This window comes from Cryptosporangium sp. NPDC051539 (assembly GCF_044454545.1).
Taxonomy (GTDB): Bacteria; Actinomycetota; Actinomycetes; order Mycobacteriales; family Cryptosporangiaceae; genus Cryptosporangium.
Window position 1 is genome coordinate 230,285 of the sequence record NZ_JBITDV010000013.1, and the last position, 21,961, is coordinate 252,245.

Annotated in this window: 22 protein-coding genes; 15 read left to right on the forward strand and 7 right to left on the reverse strand. The window is 67.9% G+C overall.

Going from position 1 to position 21,961, the window contains the following annotated elements:
* Positions 1-174: 174 nt before the first annotated feature.
* Genes ACIBZJ_RS34830 through ACIBZJ_RS34850 form a run of 5 tightly spaced genes read left to right on the forward strand, consistent with a single transcriptional unit; the run spans position 175 to position 5,386 of the window.
* Complete coding sequence (locus ACIBZJ_RS34830; protein ID WP_395937367.1) at positions 175-1,461, forward strand: ABC transporter substrate-binding protein; 1,287 nt, start codon at positions 175-177, stop codon at positions 1,459-1,461.
* A gap of 55 nt (positions 1,462-1,516) precedes the next feature.
* Entirely contained in the window at positions 1,517-2,446 is a 930-nt protein-coding gene (locus ACIBZJ_RS34835; protein WP_395937370.1) for a carbohydrate ABC transporter permease, read from the forward strand.
* 1 nt (position 2,447) lies between these two features.
* On the forward strand, positions 2,448-3,296 hold the full coding sequence (locus tag ACIBZJ_RS34840) for a carbohydrate ABC transporter permease (RefSeq protein WP_395937372.1): 849 nt from the start codon (positions 2,448-2,450) through the stop codon (positions 3,294-3,296).
* 28 nt (positions 3,297-3,324) lie between these two features.
* Positions 3,325-4,188: a ketose-bisphosphate aldolase gene (locus ACIBZJ_RS34845; RefSeq protein WP_395937374.1), complete on the forward strand. Its 864-nt coding sequence runs from the start codon at positions 3,325-3,327 to the stop codon at positions 4,186-4,188.
* Position 4,189: 1 nt separating this feature from the next.
* Entirely contained in the window at positions 4,190-5,386 is a 1,197-nt protein-coding gene (locus ACIBZJ_RS34850; protein WP_395937376.1) for an ADP-dependent glucokinase/phosphofructokinase, read from the forward strand.
* Between the two features lie 98 nt (positions 5,387-5,484).
* On the opposite strand, the gene ACIBZJ_RS34855 is transcribed toward ACIBZJ_RS34850, so the two are convergent.
* The gene (locus ACIBZJ_RS34855) at positions 5,485-5,937 is read right to left on the reverse strand and encodes a hypothetical protein (protein ID WP_395937378.1); all 453 of its coding nucleotides are present in this window, start codon (positions 5,935-5,937) and stop codon (positions 5,485-5,487) included.
* Between the two features lie 163 nt (positions 5,938-6,100).
* Here ACIBZJ_RS34855 and ACIBZJ_RS34860 point away from each other — a divergent pair, with 163 nt between their 5' ends.
* On the forward strand, positions 6,101-7,060 hold the full coding sequence (locus tag ACIBZJ_RS34860; RefSeq protein WP_395937380.1) for an SAM-dependent methyltransferase: 960 nt from the start codon (positions 6,101-6,103) through the stop codon (positions 7,058-7,060).
* Between the two features lie 63 nt (positions 7,061-7,123).
* Here the strand turns inward: ACIBZJ_RS34860 and ACIBZJ_RS34865 are convergent, their stop codons facing one another.
* Entirely contained in the window at positions 7,124-7,624 is a 501-nt protein-coding gene (locus tag ACIBZJ_RS34865; protein ID WP_395937382.1) for a hypothetical protein, read from the reverse strand.
* A gap of 149 nt (positions 7,625-7,773) precedes the next feature.
* Here ACIBZJ_RS34865 and ACIBZJ_RS34870 point away from each other — a divergent pair, with 149 nt between their 5' ends.
* Genes ACIBZJ_RS34870 through ACIBZJ_RS34880 form a run of 3 tightly spaced genes read left to right on the forward strand, consistent with a single transcriptional unit; the run spans position 7,774 to position 9,919 of the window.
* On the forward strand, positions 7,774-8,493 hold the full coding sequence (locus tag ACIBZJ_RS34870) for a putative adhesin (RefSeq protein ID WP_395937384.1): 720 nt from the start codon (positions 7,774-7,776) through the stop codon (positions 8,491-8,493).
* A gap of 59 nt (positions 8,494-8,552) precedes the next feature.
* Positions 8,553-9,419: an MBL fold metallo-hydrolase gene (locus ACIBZJ_RS34875; RefSeq protein ID WP_395937386.1), complete on the forward strand. Its 867-nt coding sequence runs from the start codon at positions 8,553-8,555 to the stop codon at positions 9,417-9,419.
* Between the two features lie 17 nt (positions 9,420-9,436).
* Positions 9,437-9,919 (forward strand): MarR family winged helix-turn-helix transcriptional regulator, encoded by a 483-nt coding sequence (locus ACIBZJ_RS34880; protein WP_395937388.1) that lies wholly within the window; start codon positions 9,437-9,439, stop codon positions 9,917-9,919.
* Positions 9,920-9,985: 66 nt separating this feature from the next.
* On the opposite strand, the gene ACIBZJ_RS34885 is transcribed toward ACIBZJ_RS34880, so the two are convergent.
* Positions 9,986-10,996: an aldo/keto reductase gene (locus tag ACIBZJ_RS34885; protein ID WP_395937390.1), complete on the reverse strand. Its 1,011-nt coding sequence runs from the start codon at positions 10,994-10,996 to the stop codon at positions 9,986-9,988.
* Between the two features lie 224 nt (positions 10,997-11,220).
* Here ACIBZJ_RS34885 and ACIBZJ_RS34890 point away from each other — a divergent pair, with 224 nt between their 5' ends.
* The 6 genes from ACIBZJ_RS34890 (at position 11,221) to ACIBZJ_RS34915 (ending at position 17,556) form a co-directional block, all read left to right on the forward strand.
* The gene (locus ACIBZJ_RS34890; RefSeq protein WP_395937392.1) at positions 11,221-12,006 is read left to right on the forward strand and encodes an AraC family transcriptional regulator; all 786 of its coding nucleotides are present in this window, start codon (positions 11,221-11,223) and stop codon (positions 12,004-12,006) included.
* A gap of 76 nt (positions 12,007-12,082) precedes the next feature.
* Positions 12,083-13,669 (forward strand): AMP-binding protein, encoded by a 1,587-nt coding sequence (locus ACIBZJ_RS34895; protein WP_395937394.1) that lies wholly within the window; start codon positions 12,083-12,085, stop codon positions 13,667-13,669.
* 38 nt (positions 13,670-13,707) lie between these two features.
* On the forward strand, positions 13,708-14,595 hold the full coding sequence (locus tag ACIBZJ_RS34900; RefSeq protein ID WP_395937396.1) for an amidohydrolase family protein: 888 nt from the start codon (positions 13,708-13,710) through the stop codon (positions 14,593-14,595).
* A complete protein-coding gene (locus ACIBZJ_RS34905; RefSeq protein WP_395937398.1) occupies positions 14,595-15,413 on the forward strand; it encodes an SDR family NAD(P)-dependent oxidoreductase in 819 nt (272 codons plus the stop codon). The genes ACIBZJ_RS34900 and ACIBZJ_RS34905 overlap by 1 nt, the downstream gene beginning before the upstream one ends.
* Positions 15,410-16,429 (forward strand): LLM class F420-dependent oxidoreductase, encoded by a 1,020-nt coding sequence (locus ACIBZJ_RS34910; RefSeq protein WP_395937400.1) that lies wholly within the window; start codon positions 15,410-15,412, stop codon positions 16,427-16,429. Before ACIBZJ_RS34905 ends, ACIBZJ_RS34910 begins: the two co-directional genes overlap by 4 nt.
* A gap of 41 nt (positions 16,430-16,470) precedes the next feature.
* Entirely contained in the window at positions 16,471-17,556 is a 1,086-nt protein-coding gene (locus tag ACIBZJ_RS34915) for a fumarylacetoacetate hydrolase family protein (protein ID WP_395937402.1), read from the forward strand.
* A 370-nt stretch (positions 17,557-17,926) separates the two neighbouring features.
* On the opposite strand, the gene ACIBZJ_RS34920 is transcribed toward ACIBZJ_RS34915, so the two are convergent.
* From ACIBZJ_RS34920 to ACIBZJ_RS34935, 4 genes are all read right to left on the reverse strand, one after another.
* Positions 17,927-18,187: a hypothetical protein gene (locus ACIBZJ_RS34920; protein WP_395937404.1), complete on the reverse strand. Its 261-nt coding sequence runs from the start codon at positions 18,185-18,187 to the stop codon at positions 17,927-17,929.
* Positions 18,188-18,599: 412 nt separating this feature from the next.
* Positions 18,600-20,138, reverse strand: coding sequence for an alpha/beta fold hydrolase (locus tag ACIBZJ_RS34925; protein WP_395937406.1), 1,539 nt, complete (start codon positions 20,136-20,138; stop codon positions 18,600-18,602).
* A 22-nt stretch (positions 20,139-20,160) separates the two neighbouring features.
* Positions 20,161-20,964, reverse strand: coding sequence for an ABC transporter permease subunit (locus ACIBZJ_RS34930; RefSeq protein ID WP_395937408.1), 804 nt, complete (start codon positions 20,962-20,964; stop codon positions 20,161-20,163).
* Positions 20,961-21,881, reverse strand: a complete 921-nt coding sequence (locus ACIBZJ_RS34935; RefSeq protein ID WP_395937410.1) for an ATP-binding cassette domain-containing protein — start codon at positions 21,879-21,881, stop codon at positions 20,961-20,963. The genes ACIBZJ_RS34930 and ACIBZJ_RS34935 overlap by 4 nt, the downstream gene beginning before the upstream one ends.
* Between the last annotated feature and the right edge of the window lie 80 nt (positions 21,882-21,961).

The window sequence follows — 21,961 nt, forward strand, 5'->3', positions numbered from 1 at the left end:
CTCGTTTCCTGCGTAAACACGTACACCGGACACTATCGATCCCACCCTATGGCGCAAGAGTATGCCGTACTCCGCAGTTTCTTGCTGTTCTACTCTTGTTTAGGTTCGTAACACGCTGCTAACGTCTCGCCAACACAGCAGAGAACAGAAGGAACTCGATACAAGGAGATCGCCATGGCGGTTCGTTCCTCACGGCTGAAGCGGTTGATAGGGGCCGTGACGGCGGCCTCGTTGGTCGCGGTCGTGGCGGCCTGCGGTTCGAGTGATTCGAGCGCCGGCTCGAACGGCTCGGTGACGCTGGAGTTCGCGCAGTGGTGGGGCGCCGAGCTGCCGGCCGGGGACTTCGACAAGCTCATCGCCGACTTCGAGGCCCAGAACCCGAAGATCAAGGTCAAGCTGGTCAGCGCGCCCTACGCGTCGACCAAACAGCAGCTGGTCACCGGGGCGGCGTCCAAGACGCTGCCGGACGTGGTCGGCCTCGACGGCGCCTGGGTCAGCGACTTCGCCAAGCAGGGCGCGATCGCCGATCTGTCCAAGCTGATGGCGGATGCGAACTACGACGACTCGCAGCTCGCCAGCCAGGTGAAGATCAAGGGCAAGACGTACATGATCCCGGTCGTCAACTTCGTCTACCCGCTCTTCGTCAACAAGGACCTGCTCGCCAAGGCCGGCGTCAGCAAGGTGCCCAGCACTCGCACCGAGTTCCTCGACGCGGCGAAGAAGATCAGCGCCGGCGGCGGGAACGTCAAAGGCTGGGCGCTCCCGCTCGACACGGCGGTGCCCAACGGGGTCCAGAACGACGTCATGTCCTGGTTGTGGGCATCGGGCGGCAGCATGCTGAAGGACGGCAAACCGAACCTGACCAGCCCCGAAGTCAAGAGCACGGTCGAGTACGTGAAGAGCCTGAACGACGCCGGCGTGATCGCGCCCGGGTCGCTCACCATGAAAGAGCAGGACAAGGTCGAGAAGTTCACCAACGGCCAGGTCGGCATGATGATCGACTCGCTCGCGCACATCAACCTGATCAAGAAGAGCAAGCCGGACCTGAAGTTCGAGGTGGCGGCCGTGCCGGCCGAGGACGGCTTCACCGGCAAGCGCGGCATCCCCTACGCGTCCTGGGGCATCGGCGTTTCCAACTCCTCCGAACACAAGACCGAGGCGTTCAAGCTCGTGTCCTACCTGATGAGCCAGGAGACGAACGCGAAGCTGAGCACGATCGCCAACGGCTTCCCGGGCAACAAGAACGCGAAGCCCGACTTCAGCAACAGCGACCCGATGTTCAAGACCGCCTTCGACATCTACCAGCAGGGCTACCCGGCCAACGAGTTCGTCGGCCTCCCGAAGTCCGAGGACCTGATGCGCAGCTTCGACGAGCAACTGCAACTCGTGCTGACCGGCAAGTCGAACGTCGACGACGCCCTCACCAAGGCCCAGGAGAACTGGTCGTCGGTGATCGAGTAGTCCGCCCGGGCGCCGTGCCGGGTTCCCGGTACGGCGCCCGCACTAGGAGACAGCCATGACACTGATCGCCTCGAAGACCGCCGCGCCGGTCGAGCAGCCCACGAGGCCGCGCAGAAAGCCGGCCCGGCGGTTGGTCCCGTACGGCTATCTGTCGCCCACGGTGCTGCTGATCGTCGTTCTGATGATCATCCCGATCGTGATGGTGATCAGCTACTCGTTCCGGGACAACGTCATCGTCCAGGAGAACTCGGTCTTCGTCGGGCTCGCCAACTACACCAAGGTGCTCACCGACCCGGATTTCCTGGTCGCGCTGAAGAACACCGCCGTCTTCATCTCGGTCAGCACGGCGGCCCACCTCGTCCTCGGCCTCGCGTTCGCGATGATGCTCAACACCCCGCTGCTCAGCGGGGTCACCAAGGCCATCTTCCGGATCGTCTACATCCTGCCGTGGCTGTTCACGATCGCGGTGATCGCGGTCATCTGGCGACTGCTGCTCGACCCGTCCGGCGTCGTGAACTACGTGCTGCAGACGCTGGGCATCGTCCAGGAGGGCGTGAACTGGCTCGGCGACCCGGACAAGGCGCTCTGGGCGGTCACCTTCATCAACATCTGGTCGGGTTACCCGTTCTTCATGATCAGCCTTCTCGCCGGGCTGCAGGGCATCCCCAACGACTTGTACGAAGCCGCCGCCGTCGACGGCACGAACTGGTTCCAGCGGTTCCTGCACGTGACGCTTCCCCAACTGCGGCCGGTGATCATCAGCATGGCCGTGCTCGACCTGATCTGGACGTCTCAACAGTTCGCGCTGATCTGGATGACGACCGGCGGCGGACCGCTGAACACCACCGAAATGCTCAGTACCTACACCTACAAGCAAGCGTTCAGCGAGTACGAATTCGCGACCGCGTCCGCCGCCGCGGTGATCGTCCTGCTTCTCACGATGGTCCTGGCCTTCTTCTACGTACGCCAGCAAAGGGAGCGGTGAAATGGCGATCGCCACGGTCAAGACCCGGCGCACCCTCGCGAAGGCGGGCGTCATCACCGGACTCGTGCTCGGTGGTCTGTTCGCCGGCCTACCGGTCCTGTGGATGCTCTCCACCTCGTTCAAGAGCAACGGGGACGTCTTCCAGAGCCCGCCGAAGCTCGTCACCGACACGTTCTCGCTCGACGCCTACCGGGAGATCTTGGGCAACGGCGCTCAGCTGAGATTCTTTCTCAACAGCTACATCGTCGCTTTCGCGGTGACGATTCTGACGCTGTTGGTGGCCATCCTCGCCGGGTACGCGTTCAGCCGTTTCACGTTTCCGTTCCAGAAGACGATCAACGCGGTGATCATCAGCGTCCAGGCCGTGCCGCCGATCACGCTCGTCATTCCGTACTTCGGGCTCGTCGTCGCGCTCGGCCTGTACAACACCTATACCGGCCTGATCCTCACGCACATGGTGTTCACGCTCCCGTACGCGATCCTCATGATCACCGCGTACCTGAACACGCTTCCGCGGGAGCTGGACGAGTCCGTGAAGGTCGACGGCGGCAGCAGCTGGACCACGCTGTGGCGGATCCTCGTGCCCATCTCGGTTCCCGGTCTCATCGCGGTCGGGGTCTACACGTTCATGATCTCGTGGAACGAATACCTGTTCGCGCTGACGTTGACCCGCACCGACGACATGCGAACCGTGCCGATCGGCATCCAGCTGCTCATGGGCCAGCACTCGTACGAGTGGAACCAGATGATGGCCATGAGCATTCTCGGGTCCATTCCCGTTCTCGTCCTCTTCCTGCTCTTCCAGCGGCGCTTCATCGGCGGGCTCACCGCCGGTGCCGTGAAGGCCTGACACCCCCAGTAATAGGAGAAACACAGAAATGCTGACGACCGGCAAGGCGATTCTCGACGTCGCCAACGAGCACAGCTTCGCGGTGCCCGCCTTCAACATCAGCGACTGGGCGATGTTCAAAGGCATCGTGGAGATCAGCGAACAGACGAATGCTCCCCTGATCGTGGCGATCCATCCGGACGAGGTACGGCACATCGGCCGCGAGATGATCACCGGCATCGTCGAGCGGGCTCACTTCTCGAGCGTCCCGATCGCGATTCACTGGGATCACGGCGCCACCTACGAGCAGATCCTCCACGCGGTCCAGTTCGGCTTCACCTCGGTGATGATCGACGGCTCGCTGGCGCCGTTCGACGAGAACGTCGCGATCTCGAAGAAGGTCACCGACTCCGCGCACGCGCTCGGCCTCTCGGTGGAGGGCGAACTGGGCACGATCGGCGCGAACGACAGCTACGCCGAGGCGGGCGCCGCCACCATCATCTACACCGACCCCGACGACGCGGTCACGTTCGTCGAGCAGACCGGCGTGGACAGCCTCGCGATCGCGATCGGCACCTACCACGGCTTCTTCCCGGCCCACTTGAAGCCGGAGCTGAAACTCGACCTGCTCAAGGAAATCAAGAGCCGGGTGCGGATCCCGCTGGTACTGCACGGCGGCTCCAACAACCCGGACGACGAGATCTACGAGGCCGCGCGCACCGGCATCAACAAGATCAACATCTCCACCGACATCAAGGTTGCCTACCACAACAAGATGCGCGAGGTGCTCGGCGACGACCCGAAGGTTCGCGAGCCCAACGCGATTCAGCCCGCCTGCATCGAGGCCATGAACGTCGTCGCCGCTCAGAAAATCGAGCTGTTCGGCGCCGCAGGCAAGGCGTCACTCTACTGACATGACCGACGCATCCGACGTACTCCTGGGCCTCGGCGGCTGCGTCGACTACGAGGTGAAGCTGACCGCCGACGTCCTGGAACGGTTGGTCGCCGAGTACGGCATCGTCGCGGCGGAGCTGACGTCGCCCACGACCGTGACCAGCGAGCGTGATCTCGTGGTGTCGATCCTGGGGTACGTGGCGCGTGGCGGGGGCGGCGAGCACTACGTCGCCTCCGCCCCGGCGCTGTCGACCTTCGCCCAGCGGTTTCCGTACCGGGAGACCCTCGGCGGCACCTCGGTACGGGCCGGGATCGTGATGAGCCGGCTGGGGGTGCCCTCCACCCTGCACCTGGTCAGTGTCAACGACACCGTGCGCCGGTTGCTGCCCGCCGACGGCGAGTACCTCGACAGCGGCACCGAGGACACGTTCTACCCGCACCTGATCGTCCAGTACGACCGGGGTTTGCGCGTTCGCGTGGCCGACATCGACATCGACGCACCGTTCCCCAATCGCCTGATCTACGTCAACGACCCCGCCAACAGCGACCTGAGGCTCGCGGCCGGCCTCGGTGATCGGCTGGGCGCGGCGAAGGTCTTCCTGATCTCCGGTTTCAACGCCATGCGCGACGTGGCCGAGCTGGACGAGCGCCTCGCTGCCCTCCGGGAGCACATGCGGCAGCAGCCGCCGGACGCGGTGACCTACTTCGAGGACGCGGCCTACCACGAGCCCGCTTTCAGCCGCCGGGTCCGCGAGGCGCTGCTCGACGAGATCGACGTGTACGGACTGAACGAGGACGAACTGCAGTCCTATCTGGGCAGAGCGATCGACCTGCTCGACGCGGAGCAGGTTGCGGACGCGCTGACCGCCGTGCACGCGTTCATTCCGGTGCCGACGCTCGTGCTGCACACGAAGTACTGGGCCGTGACGCTCGGCGAGGGGGATTACGCCGACGCCCTGGACACCGGCACGGTGATGGCCGCCGCCCGCTACCGACACGGCGACGACGTCACCACCGAGGACGTCGAACGCCTGCGCGAGCAACCGCGACGACCCGAGTCGATCGCCTTCTCGGTGGCGCTGCACGAGCGCCTGGGCGACGCCGTCCACTGCGTACCCGCGTTCGCGCTCGACGTCCCCGAGCCCACCACCGTCGGGCTCGGAGACACCTTCGTCGGCGGCTTCCTCGCCGCGCTCGCCTCGAAGGGGAAGCGCTGACCGCAGATGCGGCAGCCGCCGCGGTGGCGCCGGTCCCCTCGTCGTCCGCCGCCGTCGTCCGAGTTCCTGACGACGGCCGCCGCTTCGCTCCGGATCGGTCAGCTGGCAGAGGGGGCGGGCGGACCCTCTCGCTCGGCGATCTTCCAGCCATCGACCAACGCGCCGCCGAGCGTCTTGCGGAGCGTCTCGGCAGCCCGCCGCTCGGCGATCGACACCGCCCAGCGCGGGCCGACGACGTACCAGCCCGGCCGCCCGGACGCGGCGTCCAGCCAGACGCTCTTGAGCTCGTCGGTCGGAAACGTCGTCACGCCGAAGTAGCCCACGGACGTCGTGCACACGCCCTGGCGGAGCTCGGTCGCCTCGATCTGGATCTTCGGCCGGCAGCCGACTCTGGCGGCCACCTCCTCGACCGTGCCCGGCGTCGCAGTCGGTAGCGACGGTGAGGGTTTCGGCGCGGGTGTGTCTTCGCGCTCGTCCGCGCCGCACGCCGCCGAGCACAGCAACGCGCCGACGGCTATCGGTAATGCCCACGCGCGGTTTCGTCGGTTCATGGCTCCGCTCATATTCGGTGGACGGGAAGGCCCGGGGACGGGTTCACGACCTGCTGAGCGACCGGGTGCGTTCACGTGCCGTCGTACGTCCGGATCCTCCATCCGACCGCGGACGGCGGGCAGGCCGCGGTCCAAGCCACCGGTCGGCGAGAAACGAACGCCGGTGACCGCGCAGAGCTTGCCGTGGGCGGGGGATGAACTCGCGCTCGACCATGTCCTCATCGGATCGGGCGCACTAGTATCGGCGTCGTTGTCACCGGGACGAGTAAGGATCGACGTGTCTGACGCTGACTGGATGACCGAGGCCGCTTCCCGGGCTACCGACCGCCCGCCGGTCGACCTGCGCACCGACGTCCCACATCCGGCCCGGGTTTATGACTACCTGCTCGGCGGCAAGGACAATTTCCCGGCCGACCGCACCGCGGCTGAGCACGGCCGGAGTTCCAACCCGGCCAGCGACGTCGCCCCTGGTGCCAACCGCGACTGGCTACGGCGTGCCGTCACCTATCTGACCGCGGAACAGGGCATCCGCCAGTTCCTCGACATCGGCACCGGGCTGCCCACTCCGCCGAACGTGCACGAGGTCGCGCAAGGCATCGATCCGGGCGCGCGCGTCGTCTACACCGACCACGACCCGATCGTGCTCGCCCATGCGCGAGCGCTGCTGGCGAGCAGTCCGTCGGGCGTCACCGATTATCTCGACGCCGACCTCCGCGATCCGGAACGGATCATCGAGGCCGCGAAGCGCACCCTCGACTTCGACCAGCCGGTCGCGTTGCTGCTCGTCGCGATCGTGCACTTCATCGGCGACGCGGACGAGCCGCACCGGATCGTCCGCCAGTTGCTGGACGCGCTGCCGTCCGGCTCCTACCTCGCGCTTTCGCATCTCACCGGCGACTTCCTGCCGGAACAGTGGAAGAAGGTCGAGGAGATCTACGCCGCCCGGGGCGTCACGATGCAGGTGCGGCCGAAGCCCGCGATCGAGAGCTTTTTCGACGGGCTGGAGCTGGTCGATCCCGGCGTGACGCTGGTGCACCGCTGGCACCCGGACGAGAAAGACCGCTTCGCCGACCGGTCCGACGAGTTGGTCTCCGTGTACGGCGCGATCGCCCGCAAACCCTGACCGACGGGCCCTCGCCAGTAGGCGCAGGCGGCCGGCGTCCGGGTCACGCCACCTCCCGTCTCCTCACCGAGGAGGGGCGATGGTTGCTGCGAGCGTGCGGGCTCTCTCGAAGAGCTCGTCGCAGCTGCGGAGGAGTTGTGGGGCAGCGCCCGGAATCTCGCGTCGAGGCAGGGCCTCGATGGTGGTCCAGAGCTGTTGGGCTCGGCTGATCAGTTCGGTTGCGGCGGGAAGCGTCTCGCGTGGGCCCTTCGCGGTGATCGCCAGATAGGTCAGCCGTAGCCCTCGGAGCTCGGCTTGCAGGTCGACGACGATCCGTTCATAGGTGTGGTGGGTGACGCCCTCTCCGTGCGTTGCCTTGCTGAGATCGATTCCGATCAGGGTACGAACACCTTCGGCGAAGGTGCCGGCCGAGCGTACGGCGTCGAAAACCCGGCCGTCGGCCGCGTCGCGGGCTGCGTTTCGCCGTTCGGACCGCCGACGCCACCCGGCGCCGGCTTCACTCAGCGCCCAGCCGATCGCCGTACCGACGATCGCGATGGAGCCCGACACCAGTGCGTCATTCATCCGTCAACGCTAAGCGCCGGCGTGGTGTTCGCCGACAAACTGTTGAGGATGACGTAGATCGGGGCGCCGGTCCGCTGTCCACTGTCGACTCCGTCGCCGCGGGTGCGATGCTGGCCTCTTGACGCCATGCCCCGGATCGGAGGCCTGAGGTGTTCGACCCCAACGCCGCCAAACTTTCGAAATCCATGAAGCGGACCAAAGCCGTCAAAGCTCCCAAGGTTACGTCGACTTCTCAGCTGACGAAGCCGAAGCCGAAGCCGAAGGTGCAGGCGCCGCCGCCTGCGACGCTCGTGCCGCCGCAGACCCCTCCGACCGCTGCTTTCGGACACGTGGTCAGCGGTCACGGCACGTTCGTCGAGAGCAACCTGAATCCGTTGCCGGGCAAACGCGTCAAAGATCCGAAGTTCGACATACCCGCAAACGTGACGCTGGTCTTCTACGCACCGCAGGGGGCCTATCTCGACAATCAGGTGGGTAATCGCATCGAGGCGGAGAATCCTCCGACTCAAGCTGAGCTCATCCTTGAGCGGCTGGGCACCAAGACACTTCGTGACCTTCCGGGGCCGTATCCATACTCGTTCGGCTCGAACCGCCAGGACCCCGAAAAGCGCGCGGTCGACTACACCGTCAGGCCGCCCGGAAACCTCTCTGTCGGGCCATCCGCCTACACGGTGACGCAGTCCACGGCGCTGCACGAACTTTTGAGCCTGCTCCCGGTCCCGGCGGTCGGCGGCACCACCGTGCATTACGCGTGCTGTGGTAGCGGCACCGGGGCCAGTGAAATCTGGAAAGGCTCGCTGCCGTGGGCCGGCTGGTACGTGCGGCTGCGAACGGCCACCGACCCGGCCCACGGCATGAACCCGCCGTAGCCGCAGTGGTCGACAAAGATCGTCTTGATTCGGAAAGTCTGAGCTCATACGATCCCGGCATGTCTTCTCTTCCCGCGCCCACTCCCTGGAACCAGCCGCTCCCGGAGGCTCACCCGCCCGCAGGCATGGCCCTGTATCACCTGCCGACCGGCACGTACGAGACCCGGGCGGCGCTCGCCGTCCGCGGCGGCTCGTTCCGGGACAAGCGCCGGTTCGCCGCGTCCGTGGTCCTGATCCAGCACCCGGACGGCGACCTGTTGATCGACGCCGGATTCGGTGACGACGTGGCCGACCACATCGCGATGCTTCCGCGAATGGTGCGTGCGCCTTACCGACAGGGCCGGACGGTCGGCGAGCAGCTCGACGCTGTCGGTTACGACCGCGAGCGGCTCCAGGGTGTACTACTCACGCACTCGCATTGGGACCACGCCAGCGGGCTCGACGGCCTGCGGGGCACCCCGATCCTGCTGAACGCCGACGAGAGGGACTACGCCGCTGCAGATCCGGACGGGAAGGTCTTCCGCTCGGTGTCACAAGGCCATGAAGTCCGCGAGTACGGCTTCGACAACAGGCCCTACCTCGGTTTCACGTCGAGCTACGACGTCTACGGCGACGGCTCGGTGGTCGTCGCGCTCGCAGGAGGCCACACGACCGGCTCCGTCATCATTTTCGTCACCGTGCCCTCCGGCCGGCGGTACGCCTTCATCGGCGACCTGACGTGGCAGATCGACGGCATTCGCCGGCGGGTCGAACGTCCCTGGCTGCTCAGCACGCTCGCCGACAGCAATCGGAACCAGCTCCGCGAGGCTCTGCTGCGCGTCATCGCGCTCGACGGCCTCATGCAGATCGTCCCCGCTCACGATCTCGGCTCCTACGACGGCATTCCGCTGCTGACGCACGAGGCCGCCACCGGCTACGCCTCCTGACGGCGTACCGTTCTGCGATGCGCACTCCCGAGTCACCGCTGTCGCAAGACGCGGGCCCGAGCCCGTCGTCCGACTCCGAGATCACCTGGTTGTTGCACCGCGCCGCGCAGCACCTGCGCGGCGTGACCGGAGACGTGGCCGAGCGGCACGGACTCGGGCTGCGCGACTACATCGTGCTGAGCGCGCTCGACAAGAGCCCGGGCCTCACCCAGTCCGACCTCAGCCGGTCCCTCGGCCTGGACAAGACCACGCTGATGAGCCAACTCGATCGCCTCGAGCGCCGAGGTCTGGTGGTGCGCCACAGTGCCCCCGGAGACCGTCGTCTCCGCATCCCCGTCATCACCGCTGCCGGCGAGACCCTGCGAGCGACGGTGGCCGACGCGTGCGCCGAGGTCGAGGCGGCCGTCCTGAGTCCGTTCAGCCCGCAGCAGGTTCAGGACCTGCGCCGGCTGCTCGTCACGATCATCGGCGACGCCCAGGACCGCGGCTCCTGCCTTTGACGCTCATCGCCAGGGGCCTCGCCAAGGCGGCGCGGGCGGTTCAAGAGGAGAAGGGGCCTCGGCGTCTCAGCGGCTGTTCGCGATGTCTCGCATCGAGACGTCGTACGGGTAGGGCGCGGAGACCTCGCTGACCGCGGTCAGCCGGGCCATCTCCTCGTCGGTCAGGGTCCAACCGAGGGCACCGAGGTTGTCTTCGAGCTGATCGAAGCGCGACGCACCGAGGATCGGCGCGGTCACCCCCGGCCTCTGCAGCACCCATCGGATCGCCACCTGAGCGACGCTCCGGTCGCGGGCGTCGGCGATCTCCCGCAGAGCGTCGAGGATCGACCAGGTCGTCTCGTTCGCGTACGCGGCCCAGCTCTCGCTCCACCCCTCACGACCGGCGGCGTCGACGCGGGAACCGGCCGGCGGTCCGGACATCTCCCGGGTGTAGCGCCCGGACAGCCACCCACCGCGCAGCGGCGACCACGGCAGTACCCCGAGACCCTCGCTCAGGCAGACCGGGAGCAACTCCCACTCGGTCGGCCGGGCGAGCAGGCTGTATTGCGGCTGCAGTGTGAGGTACCGCTCCAGCCCCAGGGCGCGGCTGACGTCCAGCGCCTTCTGCAGCTGCCAGCCGGTGACGTTGCTCGCGCCGAGGTAGCGCACCTTACCGGCGGTGACCAGCGAGTCGAGCGTCGAGAGCGTCTCCTCCAGCGGCGTGGCCCGGTCCCAGCCGTGGGTCTGGTAGAGGTCGACGTAGTCGGTGCCCAGCCGCCGTAGGCTGGCGTCGATGGAGGCGAGGATGTGCTTGCGTCCCAGCCCGACGTCGTTCACACCGGGTCCGGACGGGAATCGCACCTTGGTGGCGATCACCCACTGGTCGCGGTCGCGTCCAGCAAGCCAGCGCCCGGTGACCTCCTCCGAGGCACCGCCGCCGTAAACGTCGGCGGTGTCGATGAAGTTGCCGCCGGCGTCGGCGAACGCGTCGAGCATGCGGCGGCTCGTCGGTTCGTCGGCCTCACGGCCGAACGTCATGGCGCCCAGGCACAGTTCGCTGACGAGCGTGCCGGACCGGCCGAGGTAGCGGTGTTCCATCCGGTCAGTCAATCGCTTGGAGCGCGCTCCAAGTCAAGAAGGCGCGCAGCGCCACGTCGGTGGGCGCGGTCCAGCCGGTAGCTCGGATCCACTCGACCAGGTCCAGGCCGTCCGGTTCGATCGAGTGCAAACGCCTCGGCCGTCGCCGGCGCGGCGCCAGGCGCACCAGCGGTATCGCGCCGGGTTCTTCCGATAACCCGCCAGTGGCGGGTAGCCTCGATCGCGTGTCCGACCTCAGCGGCGAGCCGGCCTTCTGCACCGACGATGCGCCGTTGTCGGCGCCGCTGGCCCATGGCGCCGACGTGGCCGCGCACTTCCACGACTACGGCCAGCTCCGCTACGCCGCGCGTGGGGCCCTGGTGACAGCGACCCAGGTGGGCACGTGGGTGGCGCCGGCCAGCCGGATCATGTGGGTGCCGCCGTTCGCGGTGCACAGCAGCAAGGCGTACGGCGAGACGGACATCCGGGTGCTGTCGCTGCCCGTGACGCTGACCGGACAGCTGCCGGCCGAGCCGTCGGTCTTCGTGGCGAGCGCGTTGCTGCGCGAGGCCTATCTGGCGCTGATGAGCGAGGGCGAGCCGCTGGAGAGCCCCCGTGCGCGGCTGCTGATCGACGTCGTCCTCGCCGAACTCGCCCGCGCCGCACAGGAGCCGCTGCGCCTCCCGGAGCCGAGCGACCGGCGCCTCAAGGCGGTCACCGACCTGCTCCACGTGGACCCGGCAAGCCCGGCGACCCTGGCCGAGCTGGGCCACCGCGCCGGCGCCAGCGAACGCACCCTGAGCCGACTGTTCGGCAGCGAGCTGTCGATGAGCTTCCACCAGTGGCGCACCTTGCTGCGCATCCAACGGGCGCTGATCGAGCTCAGCGACGGTGCCTCGGTCACCGACACGGCGATCCGGCTGGGCTGGTCGAACCCCAGCAGCTTCATCGACGCCTTCACCGAGCTGGTCGGTCAGACACCCGGGGGCTATCGCTCGTCGGTTCGGTCCTCCCGCAGGTCCCCTGGGTGAGAGGTTGGCGGGGCAGCGGTAGTTCCTGGCGGAACATCGGTGGCAGCGCGATCGTGCGGGAGCCCACGCTGACGGGGTGACTCCCTCTGCCACCACCCAGAGCTCTTCGCCGGCATCCACGGCCTCGGCCGGTGCGACGCTGAGCGACCTCGTCGTCCAGTCGCTGACGCGGCACAGCTCGTCGGAGGCGTTCGTCGCCGGCGACCGGCGACTGACCTACGCCCAGGTGCGGGACCTGGTCTCGCAGTACATGGGTGCGCTCGGTCGGCGCGGCGTCGGCCTGGGGGTGGGCGTCACCATGCTCAGCCCGAACACGCCCGAGTCCTGGATCGTGCAGGCTGCGACGTACCTCCTCGGAGGTCGCTTCACGGGACTCCAGGCCCTGTCCTCGGTCCAGGACCACATCGTGGTCTGCGAGGACGCAGAGGCAGCCGTGCTCGTGGTGTCGGCATCTCTCGAGGAGCACGGCCGGCAGGTCCTCGACCAGGTCGACTCGTTGCGCCATCTGCTGGTGGTGCCGACCGACGGGGGCCTGCCCGAGGGCGAGTCCTACGCCGCACGAGCGCTCGATGCCGGGCCGGCCACCGAGTCCGACGTCGCGTGGCTGCAGTACACCGGCGGCACGACCGGTCGGCCCAAGGGCGTGATGCTGCCGCACCGGGCGATGGCGCAGATGGCGCTCTCGCACCTGGTGGATTTCGAGCTGCCGCATGTGCCGCGCTTCCTGGCCGCGGCTCCGCTCACCCACGCCACCGTGCTCAGCGTCGTCCCGACCCTGCTGCGCGGCGGGACGGTCGTCGTCGAGCAGGGCTTCGAGCCCAGCCGCTTCCTCGACGTGATCGAGGCGGAGCGCATCAACTGCCTCACCGGGATGCCGACGATGATCTACGCGCTGCTCGACCACACCCGGCCGGAGACCAGGGACCTGTCGAGCCTCGAGGTGATCTGGTACGCCACCGGGCCGATGTCGCCGGTGCGACTGGCCGAGGCGCGCGAGCGCATCGGGCCGGTCTTCTCCCAGATCTACGGTCAGACCGAGTCGACCGGCATCGGGACCGTGCTGTCCAAGGCCGCTCACGAGACCGCTGACCTCGAGCGGCTCGGGTCCTGCGGCCGGCCGGTTCTCGGCAACCGCATCCGGCTGGTCGACGACGGCGGCCACGACGTGCCCGTGGGCGAGGTCGGCGAGATCGTCATGCGCAACCGCGGCGTCATGCTCGGCTATCGGAACCTGCCCGAACAGACCGACGAGGCACTCAAGAACGGCTGGCTCCACAGCGGCGACGTCGCTCGCCAGGATGACGAGGGTCTGCTCTACATCGTGGACCGCAAGAAAGACATGATCATCTCCGGCGGCTTCAACATCTACGCCAGCGAGGTCGAGGCGGCCCTGACCGCCCATCCGTCGGTGAGCTCGGCCGCGGTCATCGGCGTACCCGACGAGCGGTGGGGCGAGATCGTCACCGCATTCGTGGTGGCCCGCTCGGGGCAGGAGATCGACCGGCCCGCGCTCCAGGCCTTCGTCAAGCAGGTCAAGGGATCGATGTACGCGCCCAAGGAGGTCGTGGTCGTCGACTCGCTGCCCCAGACGGCGGTCGGGAAGGTCGACAAGAAGTCACTGCGGGCTCCCTATTGGCGCGACTCGACGCGCAACGTCCACTGACCCGTCGAACCCGCAGCATTGAGGAAAGGCGCTCAGCATTGAGCACAGACACGTCCCCCCGGCTGATCGACTTCCACTCCCACTGGGGCACCGAACGAGGGTGGCGAGGCAGTCCGTATGAGACCGCGGCGGACCGCGAAGCGCTGCGGGGCTACTTCAAGTGGGGCATGAGCTTCGTCAGCGACGAGGAGCAGGCCGAGCAGTTCCGTACGGCGAACGCCCGGGTGATGCTGGACTTCGCCTTCACTTACACGTTGGAGGTCGGCGCCGTCCGGGAGCAACACGACTACGCCTTCGACTTCGCGCGACGGCACCCCGACGTCGTCCTCGGCCACTGGATCGGCATCGATCCCACGCAGCCGGCCCACGTCAAGGAGCTGGAGCGCTGCCTCAGCGACGGACCCGGGCTGATCGGACTGGCGGTGCACTCGTTCACACCGGCCGGCACGCCGGACGAGCCGGGCTGGGAGGCCTGCCTGAACCTGTGCCGCGAGGCCGGCCGTCCCGTACTGATGCACGTCGGGATGTCGGCGACCGGCGCCGGCATCCGCGGCGGCATGGGCATCACCCTGGAGGGCAGCCACCCGCGATACGTCGATCGGGTGGCCGCGCGCCACCCGGACCTCAACGTGATCGCGGGCCGGGTGGCCTGGCCCTGGCAGTCGGAGATGATCGCGACGGCCCTGCACAAGGGGAACGTCTGGATGGAGCTCCACGGTTGGTCCCCGCGCTACTTCCCCGACGAGCTCAAGCGTGAAATCGGGAAGCGGCTGCGCAAGCGTGTCTTCTTCGGCGCCGACTACCCGATGCTCAGCCACGAGCGGCTGGTCGCCGAGTGGCGCGAGCAGGGCTATCCCGCTGACGTCCTCGACGACGTCTTCACGGGCAATGCCGAAGCCTTCCTCGCCGAGATCGGGGTGGCGTGATGGACCTGGGACTGACCGGCAAGGTCGCCATCGTCGGTGGCGGTAGCGACGGGCTCGGCTTCGCGATCGCCGAGCGTCTCCTGGCCGAGGGCGCCCACGTCGCCTTCTTCGCCCGGCGCGCGGAGAAGGTCGCCGCGGCCCAGAGGCAGCTCGCCGAGAGATACGGCGAGAAGCGGGTCCTCGGCCTGGCCGCCGACTGCTCGAGCGCTGCGGATCTGGAAGGGGTGACCGCCTCGACGCTGGAGCGGTTCGGGGACGCCGTCCACGTGCTGGTGACCAACGACGGCGGACCGCCGATCCGGCGGATCTCCGAGCTCACCGACGAGGTCTGGCTGCAGGCCTTCGAACGGCACTTCTTCTACGTCGTCAGGTCTGTGCGGGCCACGCTGCCGCACATGACGGCCGAGGGCGGCAGCATCCTCAACGTCGTGTCGGCGGTCGCCCGGCGTCCCGCGGTCGGCATGGCCGCGCCGACGGCGGTGTGGTCGGCGGTGATCGGCTACGCGCAGACCCTCGCACTCGAGGTCGGTGCGCAGAACATCAGCGTCAACACGCTGCTGGCCGGCTTCTTCGACACGTCGCTGCTCGCCAAGACCATCGAGCGTCAGCCCGAGCTGTCCAAGGAGCGGCTGGGGAGCACGGCGCCGCTGGGACGCATCGGCGCACCCCGGGAGTTCGCGGACCTCGTCGCCACGCTGGTCTCACCGGGATCGAGGTTCGTGACCGGCACGGTGACCCCGGTCGACGGAGGCGCCAGCGTCGGGATGGGTGCCAGTTTCGACTCCGCGGCTCCCGCGCCGAAGGCGGCCCGGTCGTGAGGCTGTCGACCATGCTGACCTTCGGCGGCGATCCGCGGGCGGCCGCCGAGCAGGTCGCAGCGTTCGAAGCCGCCGGGCTCGACATGGTCTGGGTCGGGGAGGGCTACGGCTTCGACTCCCCGACGCTGATGGGCTACCTCGCGGCGCGCACCTCGACCGTCGAGATCGGGTCGGCGATCCTCAACGTCTACTCCCGCACGCCGTCCCTGCTCGCCCAGACCGCAGCGGGCCTCGACAGCGTCTCCGGCGGCCGCGCCGTCATCGGCCTGGGTTCCTCCGGACCGCAGGTCGTCGAGGGCTGGCACGGTGTGCCCTACGCCCGGCCCGTCGGGCGGACCAAGGAGGTCGTGGAGATCGTGCGCGCCGCCCTGCGCCGTGAGCCGGTCGAGCACGACGGCCCGTCCTTCCAGGTGCCGCTCCCCGGGAGCCTCGGCCGGCCGCTCAAGCTGATGAGCAGGCCGCCGCGTCCCTCGGTCCCGATCTATCTCGCCGCCCTGGGCCCGAAGTCGGTCGAGGGCGCCGCCGCGTACGCCGACGGCTGGCTGCCGTTCCTCTACTCGCCCGAGGACGCCGCTCAGACATGGGGCGACGCGCTCGCCGCCGGCACGGCCGCGCGCCCCGCGGATCTCGCGCCGCTGGAGATCGTGGCCGGTGGCGTGGTGGCCATCGGAGAAGACGTGAAGGGCGTCCTCGACCTCATCCGTCCGATGTTCGCCCTCTACATCGGCGGCATGGGCAGTCGGGGCAAGAACTACTACAACGACCTCGTTCGTCAGTACGGCTACGAGGACGAGGCCCGGCGGATCCAGGAGCTCTACCTCGACGGCAAGAAGCAGGAGGCCGAGGCCGCCGTACCGCTCGACCTGCTGGAACGGGTCAACCTCGTCGGCCCGGCGTCCTACGTCAAGGAACGGATCGAGGCCTTCCGTGAATCGGGCGTGACCAACCTCCAGGTGACCCCTGTCGGTGACGACCCCGGTGAGCTGGTGCGTCGCCTCAAGGAGTGGGTGGCCTGAGCGGGCACCCGTCGGAACTCAACCTGGGCAAGGAGTACGTAGTGATTCACCACCTGATGTTCTTCTGGTTCCGGAAGGACTCGCCGCAAGCGGAGGTGGAGGAGGTCCTGAAAGGTATCCAGAGTTTCGCCACCATCCCCGCCGTGAAGGACGTCTCGATCAGCGAGAATCGAGGCTTTCCGGAGTCGTCTGAACCGTCCACCCATACTGCGATCCTTACGTTCGACGATTTGGCAGACGAGAACGAATTTTTCGCCGACGACCTGCACCGGTCCGTCCGGTGCAAGGCGATGTCCGTGGTCGCTGAGTTGAAGACCGTCAGCGTTGACACCGGCCAAGCGTCGGAGTCCCCGAGCCTCGAGGACCTTGCAGCGCAACTTCACGATGCGGAGCTGACCCGCCTCACCATCCAACCGTTGTCAGAGCAACTCCCGGGGCTGAGCGTCGCGGACTCGTACCGCATCCAGCAGCTGAATGTCTCTCGTCGCCTGCGGGACGGCGGTGTCATCGTCGGTCAGAAGGTCGGCCTGACCTCCGTAGCCATGCAGGAACAACTCGGCGTCGACGAGCCCGACTACGGGGTCCTTTTCGCCGACATGCTCGTCGACGACGGCCAGCCGATCCCTGTGTCTGACCTGATCCAGCCGCGGGTCGAGGCGGAAGTGGCTTTCCTCATGGAACGCGAACTGCGCGGACCAGGTGTTACGGAAGCTGCCGCGCTCGAAGCGATCGCGGGCGCGCTTCCTGTGATCGAGGTGATCGACAGCCGCATCAGCGCGTGGAAGATCGGTTTGACCGACACGATCGCCGATAACGCATCTTGCGCGAAGGTTGTTCGCGGTGAAGTCGTGACGCCGATCGCGGGTATTGATCTTCGCACCATCGGAATGATCCTCACCATCAACGGCGAGGTCGTATCGACGGCAGCCGGAGCTGCCGTGCTCGGGAACCCGATTCGCGGGGTGGTCTGGCTCGCCAATAAGTTGGCCGAGTTCGGAGTCTCGTTGCGGCCGGGTGATCTCGTGCTGGCCGGCGCGCTCCACGCATCCATTTCGGTGACCGAGGGAATGTCGGTTCACGCTGAGTTCGCGAACATCGGCGCGATCACCGCCGAATTCACTTCCTGACGGTGGCCAGGATGCTGAGTTTGACGGGTTCGGGTTCGGGTTCGGATTCGCTCGGTCAGCCAAAGCCGAGGCTGCCCGGACCGGCCCGACGAGCAGCGGTTCCGACCTGGTCGGTCGGTGCGGCGAGTCCGGCCCACCGGCGTTCTTCCGCTCAGCCTGACCGTCCTGCTCTTGCGGTGCCGCCTCGCACGTCCTGACGTTCACCGGCGCAGCGTCGAGGTGTCGCGCGGTGGTTCATCACCGGTCGGCCTCGCGCTGCGCGGACGCTCGCGGCCTCGAATGCGGTCAGGATGCCGTGGTCGGGCCGTTCTCCCGGCGTGTGCGGGTGAAGGATTCGAACCGCTGAGCCGCCGCGACACGTACGCCGGTCTCAGCCTGACAGGAGGCAGCCGGCGCTGGCGAGGTTCCTCCCTATCCGGTTCCACTGGGCGGTCCAGTACTGGTAGTCGTCGTAGCTGCCGTACGCGGCCTCGATGTAGCCTTCGTTGAAGTAGAAATTGTAGAGTCCGAAGAAATACTGCTGGTTCTGGTAGGCATTGTCCGACAGCGCCTGCAGTGTATTGCAGCTCACCGGCTGCGCTTCGGCGGGGCTTGCGAATGCTACCGAGATGCCGATCGCGATCGTAGTCACAGCTAGGCCGAGACGGCCAAGAACTTTCGACCTCATTCGCGGTTACCTCTCTCCGGTTGTCACCGATTCTGTCGTGCGGAACGAACCTGCTGACTGATGCAATTCGGTCCGTGACTCGAAGGGTGAAGGTTTGCGCGGGAGAGAATCCCACCAGTCGCTGAAGCGGACCTGAAACGGCGCTGAAGTGGTCCGGAGGGGCGTCGTTCTTCGCGATCGAGGTTGGCACCCGCACCGCGCACCGGCTCGGCGTCACCGCTCGCACCGACGGGTCTGGGCCACCCGGCAGGCCCGGAACCTGCTGAGGAACCCGGCGAGCGCGCCACGCAAGTCGGCTACCTCGTGCGGATCGGGCCGCCCCGCGGGCGGCGGCCCGAATCGGCCGCCGCCGCGTCCTCGGTGGACTGATCATGTGCTACTCGGTGCAGGTGAGGTCGGCCGTGGGAAGGTTGCCGGTGGCGAGGTAGGCGTTGACGGCGAGGTCGACGCAGTTGGAGCCACGGAAGAGGTAGATGCCGTGGTCGCGGGCGCCGGCCAGGGTGATCATGCGGGAGCCGCTGAGGTCGCGGTGCATGGCCTGGCCCATCTCGAGGATGGCGTTGACTTCACCAGCGGCTTGGACGACCAGCGCCGGCACGCCGTTGCGGATCCGGATCGGGTGTTGCTGCGGCGGGTTCGGCCAGAACGTACACGGGGTGATGTTGCTGCCGAGCGGGCCGAACAGGGGTGCCGTGGCACGAGCCGCCTCGACGTCGCGCCAGGTCGTCTCCACGTCGCGGGTCGTCGTGGTATCGCCGCATTGTACGGCGGTCGCGGCGCTGCGCTCGACCGAGTTCCGACCGGTGAGCTGGCCGGCGAGGGTGGTCGCGAGCGCCTCGGTCGGTTCGGCGCTGCCGGTGTCGGCCGCCTGCTCGAAGACGCGAACCGTGGCGGCGAGCTCGAGGGCGTTGTCCTCACTGTCGTCGATGAGCAGGTTGACGATCACGCCCGGGATGACGGTGTCGTCGACCAGGTAGGGGCCTACGTGGAGCGGCTTGCGCGCGGCGGCCTGATAGACCCGCTGCACGGTGGCCAGCACCCTCTCCGGCGTCGAGCCGAGGTGGAGTTGGTCGTCGTGCTGGGCGGCCAGTTGCGCCCACTGTCGTAGGGCTACCTCGCGGCGGAGGGCCACGGTGCGGTCGCTCAGGATGGTGACGCCGGGGCGGTCGGGGTCGATAACGCTGTCGAGCACGATCCGGCCGGCCTGTTGCGGGAACTGCTGGATGTACTGGGCGCCGAGGTAACTTCCCTGCGAGTAGCCGAGGAACGACAGCTTCGGTGCGCCGAGCGCGGCCCGGATGACGTCCATGTCGCGGGCGGCGTTCGCGGTCGTCGCGAACGGCAGAACGTCGGCGTTGGTCCGGCCGCACCGGCGGGCGAGGTCCTTGGACAGCGCGACCATCCGGTTGAAGCTTTCGCGGTCGGTGCCGGCGGAGCGCGGCAGCCAGCTGGCCGGCCAGCCGCAGTCGATCGGAGAACTGCGGCCGGAGAAGCGGATGTCCATGCCGATGATGTCGAATTTCGCTCCGGTCGCGCCCATCCCTTGGCGGGCCAGCGGCACAGTGGACAGCACCGGGTTGGCCGGGCCGCCCAGGTTGAAGATGAGCGGCCCGGCATACCTGGCAGTGTCGGTGGCTTTGCTGCGGGCAACGGCGACCGTAATCGTGCGCCCGCGCGGCCGGGTGTAGTCGAGTGGCACTCGGATGTCCGCGCACTGCACGCCGGCTTCGTCCAGCGCGCGGCCCTCGGTGTCGTCGGTGCCGTGCTGGCAGGACTTCCACTCGACGCGTTGATGGTGGAACCGCGTGAGCCCGGCGTCGGGGGCGTCGGTGCCGGCGTACGCGATGGGAGTAATGGCGAATACGGCCGAGGCGACCAGTGCGGCGCCGAGGATCGAGGTGCGTCGTGTGTTCATCAAGGTCTCCGGTACGGGAGGGTCAGACGTCGCTGCGGCGCAACCGCCACGCGGCAAGTCCGAGGAAGATCGCGGTGTAGAGGCAGAACAGACCGAAGCCGGTCCACGGGGTCAGCGCGAGCGGATCCTGGTGGATCTGGCTGACCGCCGCGCCCGCCGGGGTCGGCAGATACCGGTAGGAGCTGTCCGACACCGAGTTCGGGAGCAGCCCGAGCACGAGCTGCGGGGCGAACATCAGACCGAACAGCGCCGAGATCCCGCCAGCGGTGTTGCGGATCAGAGCACCCAGTCCGAGGCCGAGCAGACCTACCGCCGTGAGGAACAGCGCGCTGCCGAGCACGGCGCGCAACACGCCGGGATCGCCGAGGCCCGCGTCGAGGTGCTGGCCGGACAGGATCGACTGGCCGGCAACGAACGCGGCCAGGACGGCCGGGACGCAGACCACGGCGGTGCTGAGCGCGAACGCGATCGCCTTTCCCCACAGGAGAGGCAGGCGGCGGGGCACGGCGGCCAGACTGACCCGGATCGACCCGGTCGCGTACTCGCCGGTGACGAACAGCACGCCCAACACACCGATCGCGAACTGGGCCAGCTGCACGCCGGCGAGGCTGATCGCGGTGGCGTCGAATGCGGACGGATCCGCGGGCGGGCGGGCGACGCGCAGCGTGGCGTAGGCGAGGCCCACGCCGACCACCAGCACGACGGTGGTCAGCAGGCACCAAATCGTGGACGGCAGCGAACGCAGCTTCGTCCATTCCGAGTGAACGACGCGCACCTGACCGACCTGCTGCTTGGCCCGGTAGGCGGGCAGAACGATGCTGGTCACGATGACGCCCCCACAGTGTGTGCCCGGTACTCGACCGCGTCGCGGGTCAGATCGATGAAGGCCTCTTCCAGCGAGACCGGCTGTGCCGTGAGCTCGAGCAGGGTGATGCCGGCCGTACCGGCGGCGAGGCCGATCTGGTCGGTGGTCAGTCCGGACACGGTCAGCGCCGCATCCGGGCCGGACGACACCTCGACGTCCTCAGCGCGGAGCCGGGCGACGAGCGCGTCCGGGTCGGTGGTGCGCACCCGCACGACGCTGCGCCCCCGGGTCCGAAGAAAATCCGCCATGCCGGTGTCGGCGATCAGGCGGCCGTTCCCGATGACGACGAGGTGCTGTGCGGTGAGCGCCATCTCGTTCATGAGGTGCGAGGAGACGAAGACCGTGCGACCTTCGGCGGCCAGGCTCCCCAGCAGGGCGCGCACCCAGCGGATGCCTTCCGTGTCGAGGCCGTTGAGCGGCTCGTCGAGGATGATCGTGCGGGGGTCGCCGAGCAGGGCCGTGGCGATGCCGAGCCGCTGGCTCATGCCGAGCGAGAATTTGCCGGCCCGCCGCCGTGCCACATCGGACAGTCCGACCGCGTCGATGACCTCGTCGACGCGCGAGCGCCGGATCCCGTTCGTCTGGGCCAGCGCGAGCAAGTGGTGGAACGCGCTGCGGCCCGGGTGGATCGAGCGTGCCTCCAGCAGCGCGCCGGCCTCGTGCAGCGGTGCGCGGTGTTCTCGGTAGGGTTTGCCGTTCACCAGCACCGAGCCGCTCGTCGGCGCGTCCAACCCGAGGATCATCCGCATCGTGGTCGACTTGCCGGCGCCGTTCGGGCCGAGGAAGCCGGTCACCACGCCGGGACGGACGGTGAAGCTCAGCCCATCGACGGCGAGCTGGTCACCGTACCGTTTCGTCAACTGCCGTGCCTCGATCACCGTGTTCGCTCCTTCGTGTGTGTCTGGGGAACACGCTGCCCGTGCATGGCCGCGCCGTCAGTGGGGCGACCGGCCTCGCC